23 protein-coding genes are annotated in these 15,734 nt (G+C 59.4%); 21 read left to right on the top strand and 2 right to left on the bottom strand.

Going from position 1 to position 15,734, the window contains the following annotated elements; genetic code table 11:
* Positions 1-7 precede the first annotated feature (7 nt).
* The 21 genes from rpsQ (at position 8) to AC13F2_RS04545 (ending at position 14,412) form a co-directional block, all read left to right on the top strand.
* Positions 8-298, top strand: coding sequence for a 30S ribosomal protein S17 (gene rpsQ / locus AC13F2_RS04645; protein WP_067690112.1), 291 nt, complete (start codon positions 8-10; stop codon positions 296-298).
* A gap of 65 nt (positions 299-363) precedes the next feature.
* Positions 364-732, top strand: coding sequence for a 50S ribosomal protein L14 (gene rplN, locus AC13F2_RS04640; RefSeq protein ID WP_067464754.1), 369 nt, complete (start codon positions 364-366; stop codon positions 730-732).
* Positions 732-1,052 (top strand): 50S ribosomal protein L24, encoded by a 321-nt coding sequence (rplX, locus tag AC13F2_RS04635; protein WP_103023202.1) that lies wholly within the window; start codon positions 732-734, stop codon positions 1,050-1,052. Before rplN ends, rplX begins: the two co-directional genes overlap by 1 nt.
* Positions 1,045-1,623 (top strand): 50S ribosomal protein L5, encoded by a 579-nt coding sequence (gene rplE, locus AC13F2_RS04630; protein ID WP_103023203.1) that lies wholly within the window; start codon positions 1,045-1,047, stop codon positions 1,621-1,623. The genes rplX and rplE overlap by 8 nt, the downstream gene beginning before the upstream one ends.
* A 26-nt stretch (positions 1,624-1,649) precedes the next feature.
* Positions 1,650-1,955, top strand: coding sequence for a 30S ribosomal protein S14 (rpsN, locus tag AC13F2_RS04625; RefSeq protein WP_103023204.1), 306 nt, complete (start codon positions 1,650-1,652; stop codon positions 1,953-1,955).
* An 11-nt stretch (positions 1,956-1,966) separates the two neighbouring features.
* Positions 1,967-2,362, top strand: coding sequence for a 30S ribosomal protein S8 (gene rpsH, locus AC13F2_RS04620; RefSeq protein ID WP_103023205.1), 396 nt, complete (start codon positions 1,967-1,969; stop codon positions 2,360-2,362).
* Positions 2,362-2,895 carry a 50S ribosomal protein L6 gene (gene rplF / locus AC13F2_RS04615; RefSeq protein WP_103023206.1) on the top strand — a complete coding sequence of 178 codons (534 nt, stop codon included), beginning with the start codon at positions 2,362-2,364 and terminating at the stop codon, positions 2,893-2,895. Before rpsH ends, rplF begins: the two co-directional genes overlap by 1 nt.
* Position 2,896: 1 nt before the next feature.
* Positions 2,897-3,241 carry a 50S ribosomal protein L18 gene (gene rplR, locus AC13F2_RS04610; RefSeq protein WP_103023207.1) on the top strand — a complete coding sequence of 115 codons (345 nt, stop codon included), beginning with the start codon at positions 2,897-2,899 and terminating at the stop codon, positions 3,239-3,241.
* Between the two features lie 2 nt (positions 3,242-3,243).
* Positions 3,244-4,011: a 30S ribosomal protein S5 gene (rpsE, locus tag AC13F2_RS04605; RefSeq protein WP_482964057.1), complete on the top strand. Its 768-nt coding sequence runs from the start codon at positions 3,244-3,246 to the stop codon at positions 4,009-4,011.
* Positions 4,012-4,016: 5 nt separating this feature from the next.
* Complete coding sequence (gene rpmD / locus AC13F2_RS04600; protein ID WP_103023209.1) at positions 4,017-4,205, top strand: 50S ribosomal protein L30; 189 nt, start codon at positions 4,017-4,019, stop codon at positions 4,203-4,205.
* A 94-nt stretch (positions 4,206-4,299) separates the two neighbouring features.
* Positions 4,300-4,824 (top strand): 50S ribosomal protein L15, encoded by a 525-nt coding sequence (gene rplO / locus AC13F2_RS04595; RefSeq protein WP_103023210.1) that lies wholly within the window; start codon positions 4,300-4,302, stop codon positions 4,822-4,824.
* A 106-nt stretch (positions 4,825-4,930) separates the two neighbouring features.
* Positions 4,931-6,295 carry a preprotein translocase subunit SecY gene (gene secY, locus AC13F2_RS04590; protein WP_482964056.1) on the top strand — a complete coding sequence of 455 codons (1,365 nt, stop codon included), beginning with the start codon at positions 4,931-4,933 and terminating at the stop codon, positions 6,293-6,295.
* A gap of 31 nt (positions 6,296-6,326) precedes the next feature.
* Positions 6,327-6,974, top strand: a complete 648-nt coding sequence (locus AC13F2_RS04585; protein ID WP_103023212.1) for an adenylate kinase — start codon at positions 6,327-6,329, stop codon at positions 6,972-6,974.
* Between the two features lie 275 nt (positions 6,975-7,249).
* A complete protein-coding gene (gdhA, locus tag AC13F2_RS04580; RefSeq protein ID WP_482964055.1) occupies positions 7,250-8,608 on the top strand; it encodes an NADP-specific glutamate dehydrogenase in 1,359 nt (452 codons plus the stop codon).
* A gap of 280 nt (positions 8,609-8,888) precedes the next feature.
* Complete coding sequence (rpsM, locus tag AC13F2_RS04575) at positions 8,889-9,257, top strand: 30S ribosomal protein S13 (protein ID WP_103023214.1); 369 nt, start codon at positions 8,889-8,891, stop codon at positions 9,255-9,257.
* Between the two features lie 55 nt (positions 9,258-9,312).
* On the top strand, positions 9,313-9,702 hold the full coding sequence (gene rpsK / locus AC13F2_RS04570) for a 30S ribosomal protein S11 (protein ID WP_006831904.1): 390 nt from the start codon (positions 9,313-9,315) through the stop codon (positions 9,700-9,702).
* Positions 9,703-9,809: 107 nt separating this feature from the next.
* Positions 9,810-10,865, top strand: coding sequence for a DNA-directed RNA polymerase subunit alpha (locus tag AC13F2_RS04565; protein WP_103023215.1), 1,056 nt, complete (start codon positions 9,810-9,812; stop codon positions 10,863-10,865).
* A 90-nt stretch (positions 10,866-10,955) separates the two neighbouring features.
* Complete coding sequence (rplQ, locus tag AC13F2_RS04560) at positions 10,956-11,375, top strand: 50S ribosomal protein L17 (RefSeq protein WP_103023216.1); 420 nt, start codon at positions 10,956-10,958, stop codon at positions 11,373-11,375.
* 94 nt (positions 11,376-11,469) lie between these two features.
* A complete protein-coding gene (locus tag AC13F2_RS04555) occupies positions 11,470-12,834 on the top strand; it encodes a serine hydrolase domain-containing protein (protein ID WP_482964054.1) in 1,365 nt (454 codons plus the stop codon).
* A gap of 132 nt (positions 12,835-12,966) precedes the next feature.
* Entirely contained in the window at positions 12,967-13,554 is a 588-nt protein-coding gene (locus AC13F2_RS04550; RefSeq protein WP_103023218.1) for a hypothetical protein, read from the top strand.
* 111 nt (positions 13,555-13,665) lie between these two features.
* Positions 13,666-14,412, top strand: coding sequence for a hypothetical protein (locus AC13F2_RS04545; protein ID WP_482964053.1), 747 nt, complete (start codon positions 13,666-13,668; stop codon positions 14,410-14,412).
* Here AC13F2_RS04545 and AC13F2_RS04540 read toward each other — a convergent pair.
* The gene (locus AC13F2_RS04540) at positions 14,409-15,029 is read right to left on the bottom strand and encodes a trimeric intracellular cation channel family protein (RefSeq protein WP_221597616.1); all 621 of its coding nucleotides are present in this window, start codon (positions 15,027-15,029) and stop codon (positions 14,409-14,411) included. The two genes, AC13F2_RS04545 and AC13F2_RS04540, sit on opposite strands and share 4 nt — an antisense overlap.
* Entirely contained in the window at positions 15,026-15,727 is a 702-nt protein-coding gene (locus AC13F2_RS04535) for a PepSY domain-containing protein (protein ID WP_482964052.1), read from the bottom strand. The genes AC13F2_RS04540 and AC13F2_RS04535 overlap by 4 nt, the downstream gene beginning before the upstream one ends.
* Between the last annotated feature and the right edge of the window lie 7 nt (positions 15,728-15,734).

Raw genomic sequence — 15,734 nt, 5'->3', positions numbered from 1 at the left:
GTAGACCATGCCCAAGCGTATCCTGATCGGGACCGTCACCTCCGACAAGACCGACAAGACCGTTACGGTGCTCGTCGAGCGCAAGGTGAAGCATCCCCTCTACGGGAAGATCATTCGCCGCTCGAAGAAGTACCATGCTCATGACGAGAAGAACGAGTTCACGCTCGGCGACGTCGTGCGCATCGAAGAAACCAAGCCGATCTCCAAGACCAAGACCTGGCAGGTGATCGATCGTGTTACCGCAGGCGGCACGCAGGCTGTCGAGGCTGACCTCGAAGTCGAAGCCGCAGGTAACTGAAGCAAGTTTGACGTAGGAACTGCCGGGCACTCGTCCCGGCAAGCCATTGAGAAGGAAACGGATCGATGATCCAGATGCAATCCAATCTCGACGTCGCGGACAACAGCGGCGCAAAGCGCGTCCAGTGCATCAAGGTGCTGGGTGGCTCTAAGCGCCGGACTGCCTCCGTTGGCGACGTGATCGTGGTTTCCGTGAAGGAAGCTCAACCGCGCACGAAGGTGAAGAAGGGCGATGTCCATCGCGCTGTCATCGTGCGCACGAAGAAGGACGTACGCCGCCCCGATGGCAGCGTGATCCGCTTCGACAGCAATGCCGCGGTGCTCGTGAACAAGAGCGAAGAGCCGATCGGTACCCGTATCTTTGGCCCGGTGGTTCGCGAACTTCGCGGTCGCGGGTTCATGAAGATCATCTCGCTTGCTCCGGAGGTGCTGTAATGGCTGCCGCTAAGATCAAGAAGGGTGACAGCGTCGTCGTTCTGTCCGGCAAGGACAAGGGCAAGACCGGAACCGTCGCGAAGGTCATGCCCAAGGACGGCAAGGTCGTCGTAGAAGGCGTCAACGTCGCAGCGCGTCACCGCAAGCCGACCCAGCAGAACCCGCAGGGTGGCATCGATCGCTTTGAAGCGCCGATGGCTCTCAGCAAGGTTGCGCTGGCCGATCCGAAGGATGGCAAGCCGACCCGCGTCCGTTTCGAAGAGAAGGACGGCAAGAAGGTGCGCGTTGCCGTGAAATCCGGGGAGACCATCGATGGCTGATTACACGCCTCGCATGAAGCAGCGCTACGACGACGAAATCGTCAAGGCGATGACCGAGAAGTTTGGCTACAAGAACCGCCTCGAAGTTCCCAAGCTGGAGAAGATCACACTCAACATGGGTGTGGGCGAAGCCAGCCAGGACAAGAAGAAGGTTCAGACTGCAGCTGAAGAAATGGCTCTGATTGCCGGGCAGAAGCCGGTGATCACGAAGGCCAAGAAATCCATCGCGCAGTTCAAACTGCGTGAAGGCATGCCGATCGGTTGCAAGGTTACCTTGCGTCGCGAACGCATGTACGAGTTCATGGATCGTCTCGTGACCGTGGCCATGCCACGTATCCGCGACTTCCGTGGCCTCAACACCAAGTCGTTCGACGGCCGTGGCAACTACGCCATGGGCTTGAAAGAACAGATCATCTTTCCCGAGATCAGCTACGACCAGATCGACAAGGTCCGGGGGATGGACATCATTGTAACCACAACGGCGAAAACCGACGACGAAGCTCGCGAGCTTCTGAAGCTGTTCGGCTTCCCGTTCCCGACTGAAAAGTCGGAAGAGAAGGAGGCGGCGTGAGCCGCTAGTAGAGGAACTTAAGTCCAATGGCGAAACTGAGTTCGATCAACAAGAACGAGCGTCGTAAGAAGCTCGTCAAGCAGTATGCGGACAAGTACGCGAAGCTGAAAGCTATCGCGAACGATGAAAGCCTCGATGAAGGCGAGCGTCTTATCGCACGCCTCAAGATGGCTGAACTACCGCGCAACGCTAACCCGACCCGGGTGCGTAACCGCTGCTCCACCACCGGCCGCCCGCGCGGCTATTACCGCAAGTTCGGCCTCAACCGCATCGAACTGCGTGACCTCGGCAACAAGGGCCTGATTCCGGGCCTGACCAAGTCGAGCTGGTGAGGTAAAGACCGATGGCTATGACCGATCCCCTGGGTGATATGCTCACCCGCATCCGCAACGGCCAGCGTGCGAAGAAGGACAGCGTCCTTTCGCCCGCCAGCAAGCTGCGTGCAAACGTTCTCGAAGTGCTTCAGCGCGAAGGCTACATCCGTGGCTACAGCGAAGACTCTTCGGGCAAGCACCCAGCGCTGCGGATCGAACTGAAGTATTTCGAAGGCGAACCTGCAATCAAGCATGTCGCTCGTGTTTCCAAGCCTGGCCGTCGCGTCTATTCGGGTTCGAAAGAACTCCCGATTGTGCGTAACGGTCTCGGCATCACCATCGTCTCGACGCCGAAGGGCGTGCTTTCGGACGCCGAAGCGCGCACCGAAAATGTCGGTGGCGAAGTGCTGGCGGAGGTCTTCTGATGAGCCGCATCGGTAAAAGGCCGGTAGCGATCCCAAGTGGGGTCACTGCCAACATCGACGGTGACACGCTTAATGTGAAGGGGCCGAAGGGCACCCTGGCATTGGGACTGTCCGACCTGATCGAGTACAAGCTGGAAGATGGCGAGATTTCGGTCAAGCCTGCCAACGATACTCGCGCCGCCCGTAACCACTGGGGAATGCAGCGTACGCTGGTTTCTAACCTGGTCGAAGGCGTGACCGAAGGTTTCACCAAGGTGCTGGAAATCACCGGTGTCGGTTATCGTGCACAGGCGCAGGGCAAGAAGCTGAAGCTTCAGCTCGGCTATTCGCACGATGTCGATCTCGATGTGCCCGAAGGTCTCGAGGTGAAAACGCCGGACCAGACCACCGTGGAGATTTCCGGTATCGACAAGCAGGCCGTTGGCCAGTTTGCCGCCGAGGTCCGCCGCTGGCGCAAGCCCGAACCCTACAAAGGCAAGGGTATCAAGTATCGCGGCGAGTATATCTTCCGCAAGGAAGGGAAGAAGAAGTAAGATGGCAAAGCTCTCTCTCTTTGAACGCCGCCGCCGTCGCGTCCGCACCGCGCTTCGCAACGTGTCGGGTGGCAAGCCCCGCCTGTCGGTGCACCGCACCGGCCAGCACATTTACGCGCAGATCATCGACGATGCTGCCGGCAAGACCGTTGCCGCTGCCTCGACGCTCGGCGTGAAGGGCTCGGGTGCAAATGTCGATGCCGCCAAGAAGGTTGGCAGCGACATTGCCGCTGCGGCCAAAAAGGCTGGCGTGACCACTGTCGTGTTCGATCGCGGCGGCTTCCTGTTCCATGGCCGCGTCAAGGCGCTGGCCGACGCCGCCCGTGAAGGCGGGCTGGAGTTCTGATGATGGCTGACGAAAACAAGAACGAAGAAACCGTGACCGCGGAAACGCAGAACGCGGTAACCGACGAGCAGCCGGCTGTTGCCGATACGCCGTCCGAAGCCGCAGACAATCAGTCTGCCGCTCAGGGCGACGAAGGTCAGCCTCGCCAGGGCCGCGGCCGTGGTGGCAATCGCGAAGGCGGCCGGGGCCGTGGTCGTGGTCGTCGCGACGATCGCCGCCAGCGCGAGGAAGAAGACGACGGCATCATTGAGAAACTCGTCCACATCAACCGCGTCAGCAAGACGGTGAAGGGCGGTAAGCGCTTCGGTTTCGCTGCACTCGTCGTTGTGGGTGATGGCCAGGGCCGCGTCGGCTTCGGTAAGGGCAAGGCTCGCGAAGTACCCGAAGCGATCAGCAAGGCGACTGCCGCTGCCCGCAAGAAGATGATCCGCGTCGCTCTGAAGGAGGGCCGTACCCTTCATCACGACGGCAAGGGTCACTTCGGCGCCGGCAAGGTCACCGTGCGTACGGCACCTGCAGGTACCGGTATCATCGCCGGTGGTCCGATGCGCGCCGTGTTCGAAAGCCTCGGCGTTGCCGACGTGGTGACCAAGTCGGTCGGCACCTCGAACCCCTATAACATGATCCGCGCCACTTTCGACGCCTTGCAGGACCAGACTTCGCCGAAGTCGGTCGCGCAGCGTCGCGGCAAGAAGGTTGCAGACCTTCTTGGCCGTGGTGGCGCTTCGGAGGCAGAGGCTGAAGCCGATGCCGCCGCTATCGCGGAGTAAGTTCGATGGCTGACAAGAAGAACACCATCAAGATCAAGCAGGTCGGTTCGCCGATCCGCCGTCCTGAAAGCCAGCGCAAGATCCTCATCGGTCTCGGGCTGAACAAGATGCACAAGATCGTGGAACGCCAGGACACCCCCGAGGTGCGTGGCGCAATTGCAAAGATCCCGCATCTGGTGACCGTGGTCGACTGATCGACCAGGTTTAACAATTTGACGGGAGCGGCCTGCTGCGATAGCGGGCCGTTTCCATTTTTACAGCGCGAACAAAAGCGAAAGCGAGTGCACTATGAAACTTAATGAGATCCGCGACAATTCCGGCGCACGCAAGGTCCGCATCCGTGTGGGCCGTGGTATCGGTTCGGGTAAAGGCAAGACCGGTGGCCGTGGCCAGAAGGGCCAGAAGGCCCGTTCGGGTGTTGCCATCAAGGGCTTCGAAGGCGGCCAGATGCCGCTTCACATGCGCCTGCCCAAGCGTGGGTTTAATAACCCGTTCGGCAAGGACTACGCAGAAGTGAACATCGGCATGGTCCAGAAGTTCATCGATGCGAAGAAGCTCGATGAGAAGGCCGTGCTCGACCATGAGACGCTTCGCGCGGCCGGCCTGGCTCGCGGCGGCAAGGATGGCGTTCGTCTCCTTGGTAAGGGTGAGCTCAAGGCCAAGGTCAGCTTCAAGGTTGCCGGTGCATCCAAGGGTGCAATCGAGGCAGTCGAAAAGGCTGGCGGCAAGGTCGAAGTGATCGCGGCAGACAAGCCCGAACATGAAAAGAAGGCTGCTCGCGCCGAAGCCAACAAGGCGAAGAAGGCAAAGTAAGCGGGAAAAATTCGGGGGGCGGGGTTCGACATTCCGCCCCCCGTTCCCTATCTAGCCTTCCTGTGCCGGGAGGGACCGGCGCCAATTCAGGATTGAACAGATTCCCATGGCATCACGCGCCGACAATATCGCGAGCAATATGAGCCTCGCCAATTTTTCCAAGGCCACCGAACTCAAGAACCGCATCTGGTTCACGATCGGTGCTTTGATCGTCTTCCGCTTCCTCAGCTTCGTTCCGCTGCCTGGCGTGAACCCGCTGATCCTGAGCGATCTCTACGATCAGACGCGCGGCGGGATTCTCGACCTCTTCAATACATTTTCGGGTGGTAGCCTGGAGCGCATGAGCCTCATCGCGCTTGGCGTCATGCCCTATATTACGGCGTCGATCGTTGTGCAGCTCGCTGCTGCATTGCATCCATCGCTTGCGGCCCTCAAGAAGGAGGGCACCGTCGGACGGCAGAAGCTCAACCAGTACACTCGGTACGGAACGGTGTTTCTTTGTGCCATCCAGGGCTGGTTTCTAGCCTCCGGTCTCGAAAGCTTCGGTGCGCAGAGCGGCATGCAGGCAGTGGTCGATCCGGGCATGATGTTCCGTATCGGGGCAGTCATCAGCCTGGTCGGCGGAACGATGTTCCTGCTGTGGCTGGGCGAACAGATTACCAGTCGCGGGATTGGTAACGGCGTATCGCTGATCATTATGGCAGGGATCGTGGCGCAGTTCCCGACTTTTGTCTCAAACCTTGGTTCGGGATATTCCGAAGGCTCGATCGCTACGGGCATCATCGTCGGTCTGATCGCCATGGTTGTAATCCTGATCCTCGGGATTTGCTTCATGGAGCGTGCGCAGCGCCGTCTGCTCATCCAGTATCCGAAGCGGGCAACGCAGCGCGGCATGATGCAGGCTGATCGTTCGCATTTGCCGCTCAAACTCAACACCGCGGGCGTCATTCCTCCGATTTTTGCCAGTTCGCTTTTGCTGCTGCCGCTGACGATCACCCAGTTTGCGGGTAACTCGGTCGATACCGACAGTGCAGCTGGCGGCTTTCTGCAGTCGGTTTTGCAGTATCTGCAGCACGGCCAGCCACTCTATATGACGCTGTATGCCCTCGGGATCATCTTCTTCTGCTTCTTCTACACCGCGATTGTGTTCAATCCGGAAGAGACGGCTGACAATCTGAAGAAGAACGGCGGGTTCATCCCTGGCATCCGTCCTGGCAAGCGGACTGAAGAATATCTCGATTACGTTCTGACGCGTATCACGGTCATTGGCGCGATCTACCTGACGATCGTCTGTGTCCTGCCGGAATACATGATCGCACAGACCGGCGTTCCGCTGTTCCTCGGCGGTACCAGTCTGCTGATTGTCGTGAACGTGACCGTCGATACGATCAGCCAGATCCAGTCGCATCTGCTGGCTCACCAGTATGGCGATCTGATCAAGAAAGCGAAGTTGAAGGGACGCCTGCGCTAAGGCACGTCAGGCGCGAAGGGGACTTTACGCAATGGATATCATCCTCCTTGGGCCCCCGGGCGCGGGTAAGGGAACACAGGCGCAGCGATTGGTGGAGCATCATGGAATGCGCCAGCTATCGACTGGGGACATGCTCCGCGAGACCCGCAAGGCCGATAGCGAACTTGGTCGCAAGGTGTCCGACATCATGGATTCCGGCGGACTGGTATCGGACGAGATCGTATCCGCAATGATCGACGCCAAACTTGGCGAGATGGGCCCGGAGATGGGTGCCATTTTCGATGGCTACCCGCGCACGGCAGCGCAGGCCGAACAACTGGATGACATTCTCGCGAAGCATAATCGTCAGCTCGATCATGTGATCGAGTTGGAGGTCAATGAAGACGCTCTCGTGGAGCGGATCACCGGGCGTTACACCTGTGCCAATTGCGGCGCTGGCTATCACGACGTCTTCCATCTTCCCGCGAAGGAAGGTGTTTGCGACAAATGTGGCTCCACGGAGTTCAAGCGTCGCCCAGATGACAATGAAGAGACCGTACGCACGCGAATGCAGGAATACCGTGGCAAGACAGCACCGATCCTGCCCGGATATGAAGCTCGTGGAATTGTTAGCCGTGTCGATGGGATGGCTTCGATTGAAGACGTCACGCACGCCATAGACTCGATTTTGTCTCGCTAATCCGCGGGGCGGACCTCACTTCACATTATTACACAGCTTCTCGCCTGAAATGGCGAACGAGCCATGGTGGGCGCCGTGTGTAGCTCGCTGCTTGCGCGGGGTGCAAAATCAACCCGTGCCGCATGATCTTCGAATATATCGCAATCCCGTTTCCGGGGGGAGGCTTTCAGCTCTGCATGGCCCGGGGAGCGGGGAAACCTAACTGAGTGTACCCGTTGAGTGTGTTCGGGATCACGAGTTCACGTGATCTTGTTTGCGCAAGATGGGAGATGCAATTGGCGTCCGTTTACGACCGGCATGTAGATCTGGATACGTTCATGGAAGGCGTGAAAAAGCGCAATCCAGGGCAGAAAGAGTTCGTTCAGGCAGTCCAGGAGGTCGCGCAGGACGTCTACAGTTTCATCGAGGACAAGGAAGAGTATCACGAGGCGCAGATCCTGCGCAGGATCGCGGAACCCGATCGTATCGTAAGTTTCAGGGTCTGCTGGGAGGATGACGATCAGAATGTTCGCGTCGAGCGTGGCTGGCGAGTGCAGAACAACAACGCCATCGGACCATACAAGGGTGGGATCCGCTTTCATTCCAGCGTAAATGAAAGCGTGCTCAAGTTTCTGGCTTTCGAGCAGACCTTCAAGAATTCTCTCACCGGCCTGCCTCTGGGCGGGGGTAAGGGCGGATCGAATTTCAATCCGAAAGGGAAAAGCGATCATGAGGTCATGCGCTTTTGCCAGAGTTTCATGACCGAGTTGCATCGCCACATCGGCCCTGATGTCGATGTGCCGGCGGGTGATATCGGCGTCGGTTCGCGCGAGATTGGTTACATGTTCGGCCAATACAAGCGGATCACCAATCGGTGGGAGGGTGTGCTGACCGGCAAGGCCACCGAGTATGGCGGTTCGCAAATGCGACCCGAGGCGACCGGGTATGGCGCGGTATATTTCCTGCGCAATATGCTTTCCCATGCTGATCAGGAGATCGAGGGAAAGACGGCGGTCATTTCCGGCGCGGGGAATGTCGCAATCCACGCCGCGGAAAAGCTCGTTCAACTGGGCGGGAAGGTCCTGACGTTATCGGACAGCGGCGGCTTTATCTACGATCCCGACGGCCTTGATCAGGAAAAAATCGATTGGGTTAAGCGCCTTAAGAACGAGAGGCGCGGACGTATCAGCGAATATGCGGACGAATATCCCGAAACGACCTATTATGAGGATGAACAGCCATGGAGCGTCGAGTGCGACGTGGCCCTGCCGTGCGCCACCCAAAACGAGCTGGATGAAAGCGCTGCAAGGTTGCTGTTGAAGAACGGTTGTATCGCCGTTTCCGAGGGAGCCAATATGCCAACCACGCTGGAAGGTGTGAAGGCCTTCCACGACGCGAAGATCATGTACGGTCCTGGCAAGGCTGCAAACGCTGGTGGTGTCGCGGTCTCCGGCCTCGAGATGAGCCAGAACTCCGAACGAGTCAGCTGGAACCACGAGCGTCTGGGCGAAGAACTGGCCGAACTGATGGACGCCATTCACGAAAAATGCGTCGAATTCGGTGAAGCGGACGGATATGTCGATTATGTCCGCGGGGCGAATATCGCCGGCTTCAAGAAGGTCGCAGACGCCATGCTCGCGTTCGGAGTGGTGTAAGAAACTTTGACCGTGCCGATGGGATTGGCTAACAGGGTTGAACTATCAGGCGGGCCGCCCATATCGGCGGCCTTGTCGTCACGTGCGCGCAGGGTGCTTGACGCTGTTGGCGAATCCTCCTAAGCGCGCGTTTCATTCGACATTGCGGTGTGTCCGGCAGGCGGTAGCTATTAGTGCGCCATCCGGACTTTTGTTTCAGGCAAGACCCGTCGATGTCGGTGTGTTTAGCGATGAGATGGGGCTGCGGCATCAGCCGCCCCTGTGGAGCATGGAGAAGTAAGTGGCTCGTATTGCCGGGGTAAATATCCCCACCAACAAGCGCGTTATTATCGCGCTTACCTATATTCACGGTATCGGCCGTTCAAAGGCCGTCGAAATCGCCGACAAGCTTGGCATTGATCACTCGCGCCGGGTTCAGGATCTTTCCGACGAGGAAGTTCTTCGCGTTCGTGAAACGATCGATGCAGACTTCACTGTCGAAGGCGACCTGCGTCGTGAAACCGCGATGAACATCAAGCGGCTCATGGACCTCAAGTCCTTCCGTGGCTTGCGTCACCGTGCCGGTCTGCCCGTTCGTGGCCAGCGCACTCACACCAACGCCCGTACCCGTAAGGGCAAGGCCAAGCCGATCGCCGGCAAGAAGAAGTAGGCCTGGGGTAACCCAGCGCTTTTCCCTTCTTGAGAGAATGTAAGGAAGAATAACCATGGCACGCGAACCCGGCCGCGTTAGGCGCCGCGACAAAAAGAACATTTCGAGCGGCGTTGCGCATATCAACGCCAGCTTCAACAACACCATGATCACCATCACAGATGCGCAGGGCAACGCGATTAGCTGGTCCAGCGCAGGCATGATGGGCTTCAAGGGTAGCCGCAAGTCGACTCCCTATGCTGCCCAGGTCGCCGCCGACGACGCGGGCCGCAAGGCTGCCGAGCATGGTGTGCGCACGCTGGAAGTCGAAGTGAAGGGCCCGGGTTCGGGCCGTGAAAGTGCGCTGCGCGGTCTCGCTGCAGTCGGTTTCACCATCACGTCGATCCGCGACGTGACGCCGATCCCGCATAACGGGGTTCGCCCGTCCAAGCGTCGTCGCGTCTGATCCGTACCTGCCTGGCGGCTCGCTAGCGGGCCGCCGACACACCCTCACGGACCGGACGCTCTATCGAAGAGCGCCGGTCCTGCCCGCATCCGAACCAGGGGATTTTCATGTCCGTCAATATTAAGAACTGGCAGGAACTCAAGAAACCCAGCGTCCTTGACATCAAGGATACCGGCGACAAGGCCCGCAAGGTTACCTTCGTGGCCGAACCGCTCGAACGTGGCTTCGGCCTAACGCTCGGCAATGCGCTGCGCCGCGTGCTTCTCAGCTCGCTTCAGGGCGCTGCGATCACCTCGATCAAGATCGAGAACGTCCTTCACGAATTCAGCTCGCTCGCTGGCGTGCGCGAAGACGTTACCGACATCGTCCTCAACGTGAAGCAGATCGCGCTGAAGATGGAAGGCGAGGGCATGAAGCGCCTTCAGCTTTCCGCAACCGGCCCCGGCGAAGTCAAAGCCGGCGACATCGCTGTTTCCGGCGATATCGAGGTGATGAACAAGGATCTCGTGATCTGTCACCTCGACGAAGGTGCGACCCTCAACATGGAACTGACGGCAGACACCGGTAAGGGTTACCGCCCTGCCGTGATGAACCGTCCCGTGGACGCGCCGATCGGTCTGATCCCTGTCGACAGCCTGTATTCGCCGGTTCGCCAGGTGAGCTACAAGGTCGAGAACGCCCGCGTCGGGCAGGAACTCGATTACGACAAGCTTTCGCTGACGATCGAAACCGACGGCACAGTCACTCCGGAAGATGCAGTGGCATATGCTGCGCGCATTCTTCAGGACCAGTTGACGCTGTTCGTCCACTTCGAAGACGGCATCCCGCAGCCGACTTCGGCGATGATCGGTCAGGCAGCCGAACCTCAGGAAAGCGACACCAACCAGCTTAATCGTTACCTTCTCAAGAAGGTCGACGAGCTGGAACTGTCGGTCCGTTCGGCAAACTGCCTCAAGAACGACAATATCATCTATATCGGCGACCTGGTTCAGAAAACCGAAGCCGAGATGCTCCGTACGCCGAACTTCGGCCGCAAGTCGCTCAACGAGATCAAGGAAGTGCTCTCGTCGATGGGTCTGCGCCTCGGCATGGACATCCCTGGCTGGCCGCCAGAAAACATCGAGGAAATGGCCAAGAAGCTCGAACAAGAGCTGCTGGGCTGACACCTCGCGTGGGGCATGGGCCGGACCCCTCAATCCGGCCCGTATCGGGCTACCTAGAACGGGCCCCCTACGAACGAAGGAAGAACTGAAATGCGTCACAAGATTTCCGGCCGCAAGCTCCAGCGCAAGACTGGCCACCGTAATGCGATGTTCCGCAACATGGCGGCCGCTCTGATCAAGCACGAGCAGATCATGACCACGCTGCCCAAGGCGAAGGAAATGCGTCCCTACATCGAGAAGTTGATCACGCTGGCAAAGCGTGGCGGCCTTTCGAACCGCCGTCTTGCAATGAGCCGCCTGCAGGACGAAACGCAGCTCAAGAAGCTGTTCGACGTTCTGGCGGAACGCTATTCGGATCGTGAAGGCGGTTACACCCGCATCATCAAGGCTGGCTATCGCGGCAGCGACGCCGCCCAGATGGCTGTGATCGAATTCGTCGAGCGCGACGAAGACGCAAAGGGCCAGGATTCGGGTCCGGTTGAAAGCGAAGAAGAGTTCGAAGACGCGTAAGGCGCACTTCGAAATACGAGACACGCGGGGCCGGGAGGGAAACTTCCCGGCCCTTTTGTTTTGCACGCGCCTTCAGCCGTGCCAAAAGGCGGGGATGATCAGACATGCCCTTGCAGCAACCGCACTTCTCGCCGCCACCCCACTTGCCGCCCAGTCGACGACGCAGGACGAACTCGACGCCCGCTACGATCGTGCTCTGGCCGCCGGGTACAAGGCGCTATTCCTGTGCAGCGCGCTGAGTGGTGATGCGGCGCATCTGCGGCGCAGCGAATCTTCGGTGAGCGATTACGAACTGTCCGGCATTCAGGAGCCGCTCAATGCGATCATGCCGGAACTTACGCATAGTATCGCGCGCGGGAGCGATGGCGGGCTCGACTATGTAACAGTGCCATGGGCCGACGACATGTTGCCGCGCGTCGCTGCTTACAGCCAAGGAAAAGGCTGTGCGCTGCTTCCGATCGGTGCCGCTCTTCCCGACAGCGAGGCTGTGCATTCGGCGCATATCGACAGGGTCGGCGATCCCAATGTCTTTCCGCTTCGCGACGCTATCGCGCCCGCCACCATGCGCGCGGCCGAGGCGGCTCTGAGAGAAACCTACGGAGAGGGGACCCGGACGACGGCGGTCATGATCCGGCAGGACGATCGCACCCGGGGTGAAGCCTATGCGCCGGGATACGACGCGGATTTGCCGCAGCGCACCTGGTCGGTCGCCAAGAGCCTCGCGGCCACACTGATCGGTGCGGCGGTCCGGCGCGGTGAAGCGGATGTCGCAGCTTCTGCCGGGCTCGGGCTCGACGATAGCGACCCGCGGCGGGCGATAACGATCGACCATCTGCTGCGAATGGCCTCGGGCCGCTATTCGGACACGCCGGGCAACCGCACCGATCCACTTTATTTCGGTGGCGCGACGGTGGGCGAAGTGGCGCTCGACTGGCCGTTGCTCCATTCGCCGGGCACGATCTATCGCTATGCCAACAACGACACGCTGGCTGCCGTCAAGGCGATCGGCGGAATCTTCGAAGGGCATCCGCCGGCCGCACTGTTCGAAACCCTCGGGATGTACTCAACCGTGGCTGAGACCGATTGGCAGGGTGACTATATCCTTTCCAGCCAGGTCTGGACCAGTGCCGCCGACCTTGCCCGCTTTGGCCAGCTCTATCTCGACGATGGAATGCGCAACGGCACCCGCATCTTGCCCGAAGGCTGGATTGATTACGTATCTACTCCCTCCGGTCCGCAGCCCGATGGCCCCTTTGGTTATGGCGCAGGGTTCTGGTTGCTCAACAATTCCGAGGGAGTTCCGGCCGATACGTTCGCTGCCATGGGCAATCGCGGGCAGTTTGTCGTTATCGTGCCAAGCATGAACACGGTGATCGTGAGAAGGGGAGAGGATCCGCCCGGTGCGCGGTTCGATATCGCAGCCTTCACCCGCGATGTTCTTGTTTCTCTTCAAAATTAGGTATTCAGAAAAGTGCGGCAATTCCTGAACGGCGACTGTCGCTAGAGTTCAGCCAGACCTCACCGCGAATCATTTAGAACCTCTTCGACAGCCGAGGCAGTCCCGCCGCGGCCCTATGAGGAGGACCTCGAGATGAAAACATTTGCAAAGACGTTCGCGAAGGGTGGGATCGCAACGGCAGCCGTCGGTGCCATGGCACTCGCAGGGGCGACCCCCGCGCAGGCTCGCGGCCACGACGATGGCATTTCCGTCGGCGAAGTGATTGCCGGTGCCGTCATCATCGGCGGTATTGCAGCGGTCGCCAGCGCCGCCAGCAGGGACCGCGACTATTATCGGGGCGACCGCTATTATCGCGACGGCCGATATTACAACAATGGCAACGACTACCGTCGCAACGCTTATGCAAGCAGAGGCAACCCGCGTGCTGCCGTAGAGCGCTGTGTCAACGCTGCGAGAAACGATGCCCGGCGCTACGGTTATCGTCATGCCCAGGTTACGGAAATCCGCGATGTCGATGACACTCGATATGGCTGGAAGGTGAAGGGCCGGATGGTCGTCGATGGCAGTTATGCCGGTGGGCGTTACGACCGTTATGGCTATCGTGACCGGAACAATCGCTATCAGCGCTGGAATGACCGTGACAGTGGCAATTTCACCTGCCGGATAGAACGCGGACGCGTTGCCGATCTCGACTTCAGCGGCATCCGCGGGCTGCGGTAATTCACGAAATATACCACTATGGCGGTTCAGGCATCGTTTAGCCTGAACCGCCTAACTCCGCATCATCAGCAATTGCGCGTTTAGGTGGGGCGCGCCGAAGGGGTATCGGACATGCCGTCCATTAAATCCATTTCTGTCGTACCAGCACTTCTGGCCGTCGTATCAATGACGGCCATGCCCGCCCAAGCAGCCGAACTGCCGCAGGTCGGACCGGTGCATGTTACACAGGCCATCAGCCCGGCTTGGGCACCAGGCGACGACACGGCCGATCAATACCGGCGCTACAGGCACCGCCGCCATCGCGGCGTGGACGCCGGCGATGTGATTGCAGGCGTTTTGATCCTCGGCGGAATTGCCGCAGTGGCGAGTGCTGCAAGTAGTTCGCGTGATCGAAATCCACGCTATCCTGATCCTCAGCGCGGCAATTATCATAATGGCGACACCCGCGGGCTGGACCGTGCGGTCAGTATCTGTGTGGACGAGATCGAGCGTAATGCGCGTATTCAGACCGTCGATGCGGTCAATCGCAATGCGCGTGGGTGGAGCGTGACCGGTTCAATGTATGATGGGCAGAGTTTCAGCTGTGCGATCGGCGAAAACGGGCGGATCGATGCGATCGACTACGGCCGCGGCGGTGCTACCTACGGGAATGGCTATTCCGATGGCGGATATGGCTATGAGGCCAACAATGGTATCGACGACCGGCAGTATAGCGATGATTACTATGCCGCCGCACGAGCACGCACTGAAAGCGCCGTACCTGCCTATCCCGGTGGGCCGTTGCCGGGTGAAGAGGACCAGTCATACGGCGCAGCCGATATCGAATACGGTGACGGCTATCAGGGCGCGGGAAATTAATCCCGTCCGTAGGCAGGCAGGGCCAAGTTCCATCTGATTGCAGCGAGCCGCAGGCCATACCCGGCGGCTGTCGCACCCACCCAGACCCACTCGCGCACCAGGCCCACCAGATCGCCAAGCACATTGGTGGTGGCTGAAAGGGCGGCGGCCGTGACGTACAGTTCCGGCCGCATGAGGATCGATGGTCGGCCAGCTATGACATCGCGAATGATGCCGCCCACACAGCCGGTTATAACTCCCATCAGTATGGCAGGGGTGGGCGGTAAACCATATTCGAGTGCTTTGGCGGACCCGAGAACTGCATAGGCAGACAGGCCAAGTCCGTCCGCAACCGAGAGGAAGCGCCCCTCCCACCAGCGGGTAGGCGTAAACCAGGCGAACAGCGCCATCGCCAGACAGATGGCCGCAACCCAAGCATCATGAATCCAGAATACCGGTGCCCCGATCAGAAGGTCACGGACCGTGCCGCCGCCAACACCGGTGATTAGGGCAAAAAAGGCGAGCGTAACGAAGGTTTGCCTCTCCTTCGCCGCTACCAAAGCGCCGGTAAGAGCAAAGATGGCCACACCGGCAAGATCCAGCCAGTCGAGCAGGGGGGTAAGAACTTCGGAATTCACGATGCAGCCATACGCGATTTTCGGCGACGAAACAGCAGCACGCAGCCGAACAGCGATCCAATGACCGACAGGACGGCAAAGAGTATCAGGATCGGATGATGCGTGTCCTCGCGTGTTTGCAAGTCCATGATGTGCAACCCCCACACGAAGTCGAACGTACGCCACCATTTCGTCCGGACCGCTTCTATCTGCCCCGTTTCCGTTCCGACGTAAACATGCGTCCCGTCATTCAGGACGACTTGCCAAACCGGCATGGCACGACGGAAATCGAGCGGCACCGCTTCCGCTTCGAAACGGGCCGTGCTGGCAACTTGGTCACCACCGTCGATGCCGTCGGCCACAATCAGGCGAGCCTCGACTTCAGACAACGGACCCATAGGACTGCCGTCGGGCCGGAAGCGGGCTGTCTTGCCGTCCATGTAGGTGATGCGGGTGGTAGCTTCGCCGCGTTCCACCTGCGTGGTTACCGATCGTACCGGACGTGTACTTTCAGCCGGCAGCGACACGGCAATTTGCGTATCGGCGGGCAGGGCGCGTTCTGGAACATGTTTGCGCAGATGGTTGCCGCGGACTTCCTCTATGGGTTTCGCCACCATGACGAGGCCGGTAATCGTCCACATCAGAATTGGAACGCCCACCAGCCATCCGAGCCAGATGTGCAATTTGGCCAAGCGCTTCATCGCGCGCTGCTGTCCCATTTTGCGA

Source organism: Qipengyuania sp. L-5Y, from assembly GCF_056859455.1.
This window is presented reverse-complemented; position numbering and strand designations above follow the sequence as displayed.

Coding starts and splice junctions, on each gene's coding strand:
- rpsQ (WP_067690112.1), top strand. CDS start 8: ATGCCCAAGCGTATCCTGATCGGGACCGTCACCTCCGACAAGACCGAC.
- rplN (WP_067464754.1), top strand. CDS start 364: ATGATCCAGATGCAATCCAATCTCGACGTCGCGGACAACAGCGGCGCA.
- rplX (WP_103023202.1), top strand. CDS start 732: ATGGCTGCCGCTAAGATCAAGAAGGGTGACAGCGTCGTCGTTCTGTCC.
- rplE (WP_103023203.1), top strand. CDS start 1,045: ATGGCTGATTACACGCCTCGCATGAAGCAGCGCTACGACGACGAAATC.
- rpsN (WP_103023204.1), top strand. CDS start 1,650: ATGGCGAAACTGAGTTCGATCAACAAGAACGAGCGTCGTAAGAAGCTC.
- rpsH (WP_103023205.1), top strand. CDS start 1,967: ATGGCTATGACCGATCCCCTGGGTGATATGCTCACCCGCATCCGCAAC.
- rplF (WP_103023206.1), top strand. CDS start 2,362: ATGAGCCGCATCGGTAAAAGGCCGGTAGCGATCCCAAGTGGGGTCACT.
- rplR (WP_103023207.1), top strand. CDS start 2,897: ATGGCAAAGCTCTCTCTCTTTGAACGCCGCCGCCGTCGCGTCCGCACC.
- rpsE (WP_482964057.1), top strand. CDS start 3,244: ATGGCTGACGAAAACAAGAACGAAGAAACCGTGACCGCGGAAACGCAG.
- rpmD (WP_103023209.1), top strand. CDS start 4,017: ATGGCTGACAAGAAGAACACCATCAAGATCAAGCAGGTCGGTTCGCCG.
- rplO (WP_103023210.1), top strand. CDS start 4,300: ATGAAACTTAATGAGATCCGCGACAATTCCGGCGCACGCAAGGTCCGC.
- secY (WP_482964056.1), top strand. CDS start 4,931: ATGGCATCACGCGCCGACAATATCGCGAGCAATATGAGCCTCGCCAAT.
- AC13F2_RS04585 (WP_103023212.1), top strand. CDS start 6,327: ATGGATATCATCCTCCTTGGGCCCCCGGGCGCGGGTAAGGGAACACAG.
- rpsK (WP_006831904.1), top strand. CDS start 9,313: ATGGCACGCGAACCCGGCCGCGTTAGGCGCCGCGACAAAAAGAACATT.
- AC13F2_RS04565 (WP_103023215.1), top strand. CDS start 9,810: ATGTCCGTCAATATTAAGAACTGGCAGGAACTCAAGAAACCCAGCGTC.
- rplQ (WP_103023216.1), top strand. CDS start 10,956: ATGCGTCACAAGATTTCCGGCCGCAAGCTCCAGCGCAAGACTGGCCAC.
- AC13F2_RS04555 (WP_482964054.1), top strand. CDS start 11,470: ATGATCAGACATGCCCTTGCAGCAACCGCACTTCTCGCCGCCACCCCA.
- AC13F2_RS04550 (WP_103023218.1), top strand. CDS start 12,967: ATGAAAACATTTGCAAAGACGTTCGCGAAGGGTGGGATCGCAACGGCA.
- AC13F2_RS04545 (WP_482964053.1), top strand. CDS start 13,666: ATGCCGTCCATTAAATCCATTTCTGTCGTACCAGCACTTCTGGCCGTC.
- AC13F2_RS04535 (WP_482964052.1), bottom strand. CDS start 15,727: ATGGGACAGCAGCGCGCGATGAAGCGCTTGGCCAAATTGCACATCTGG.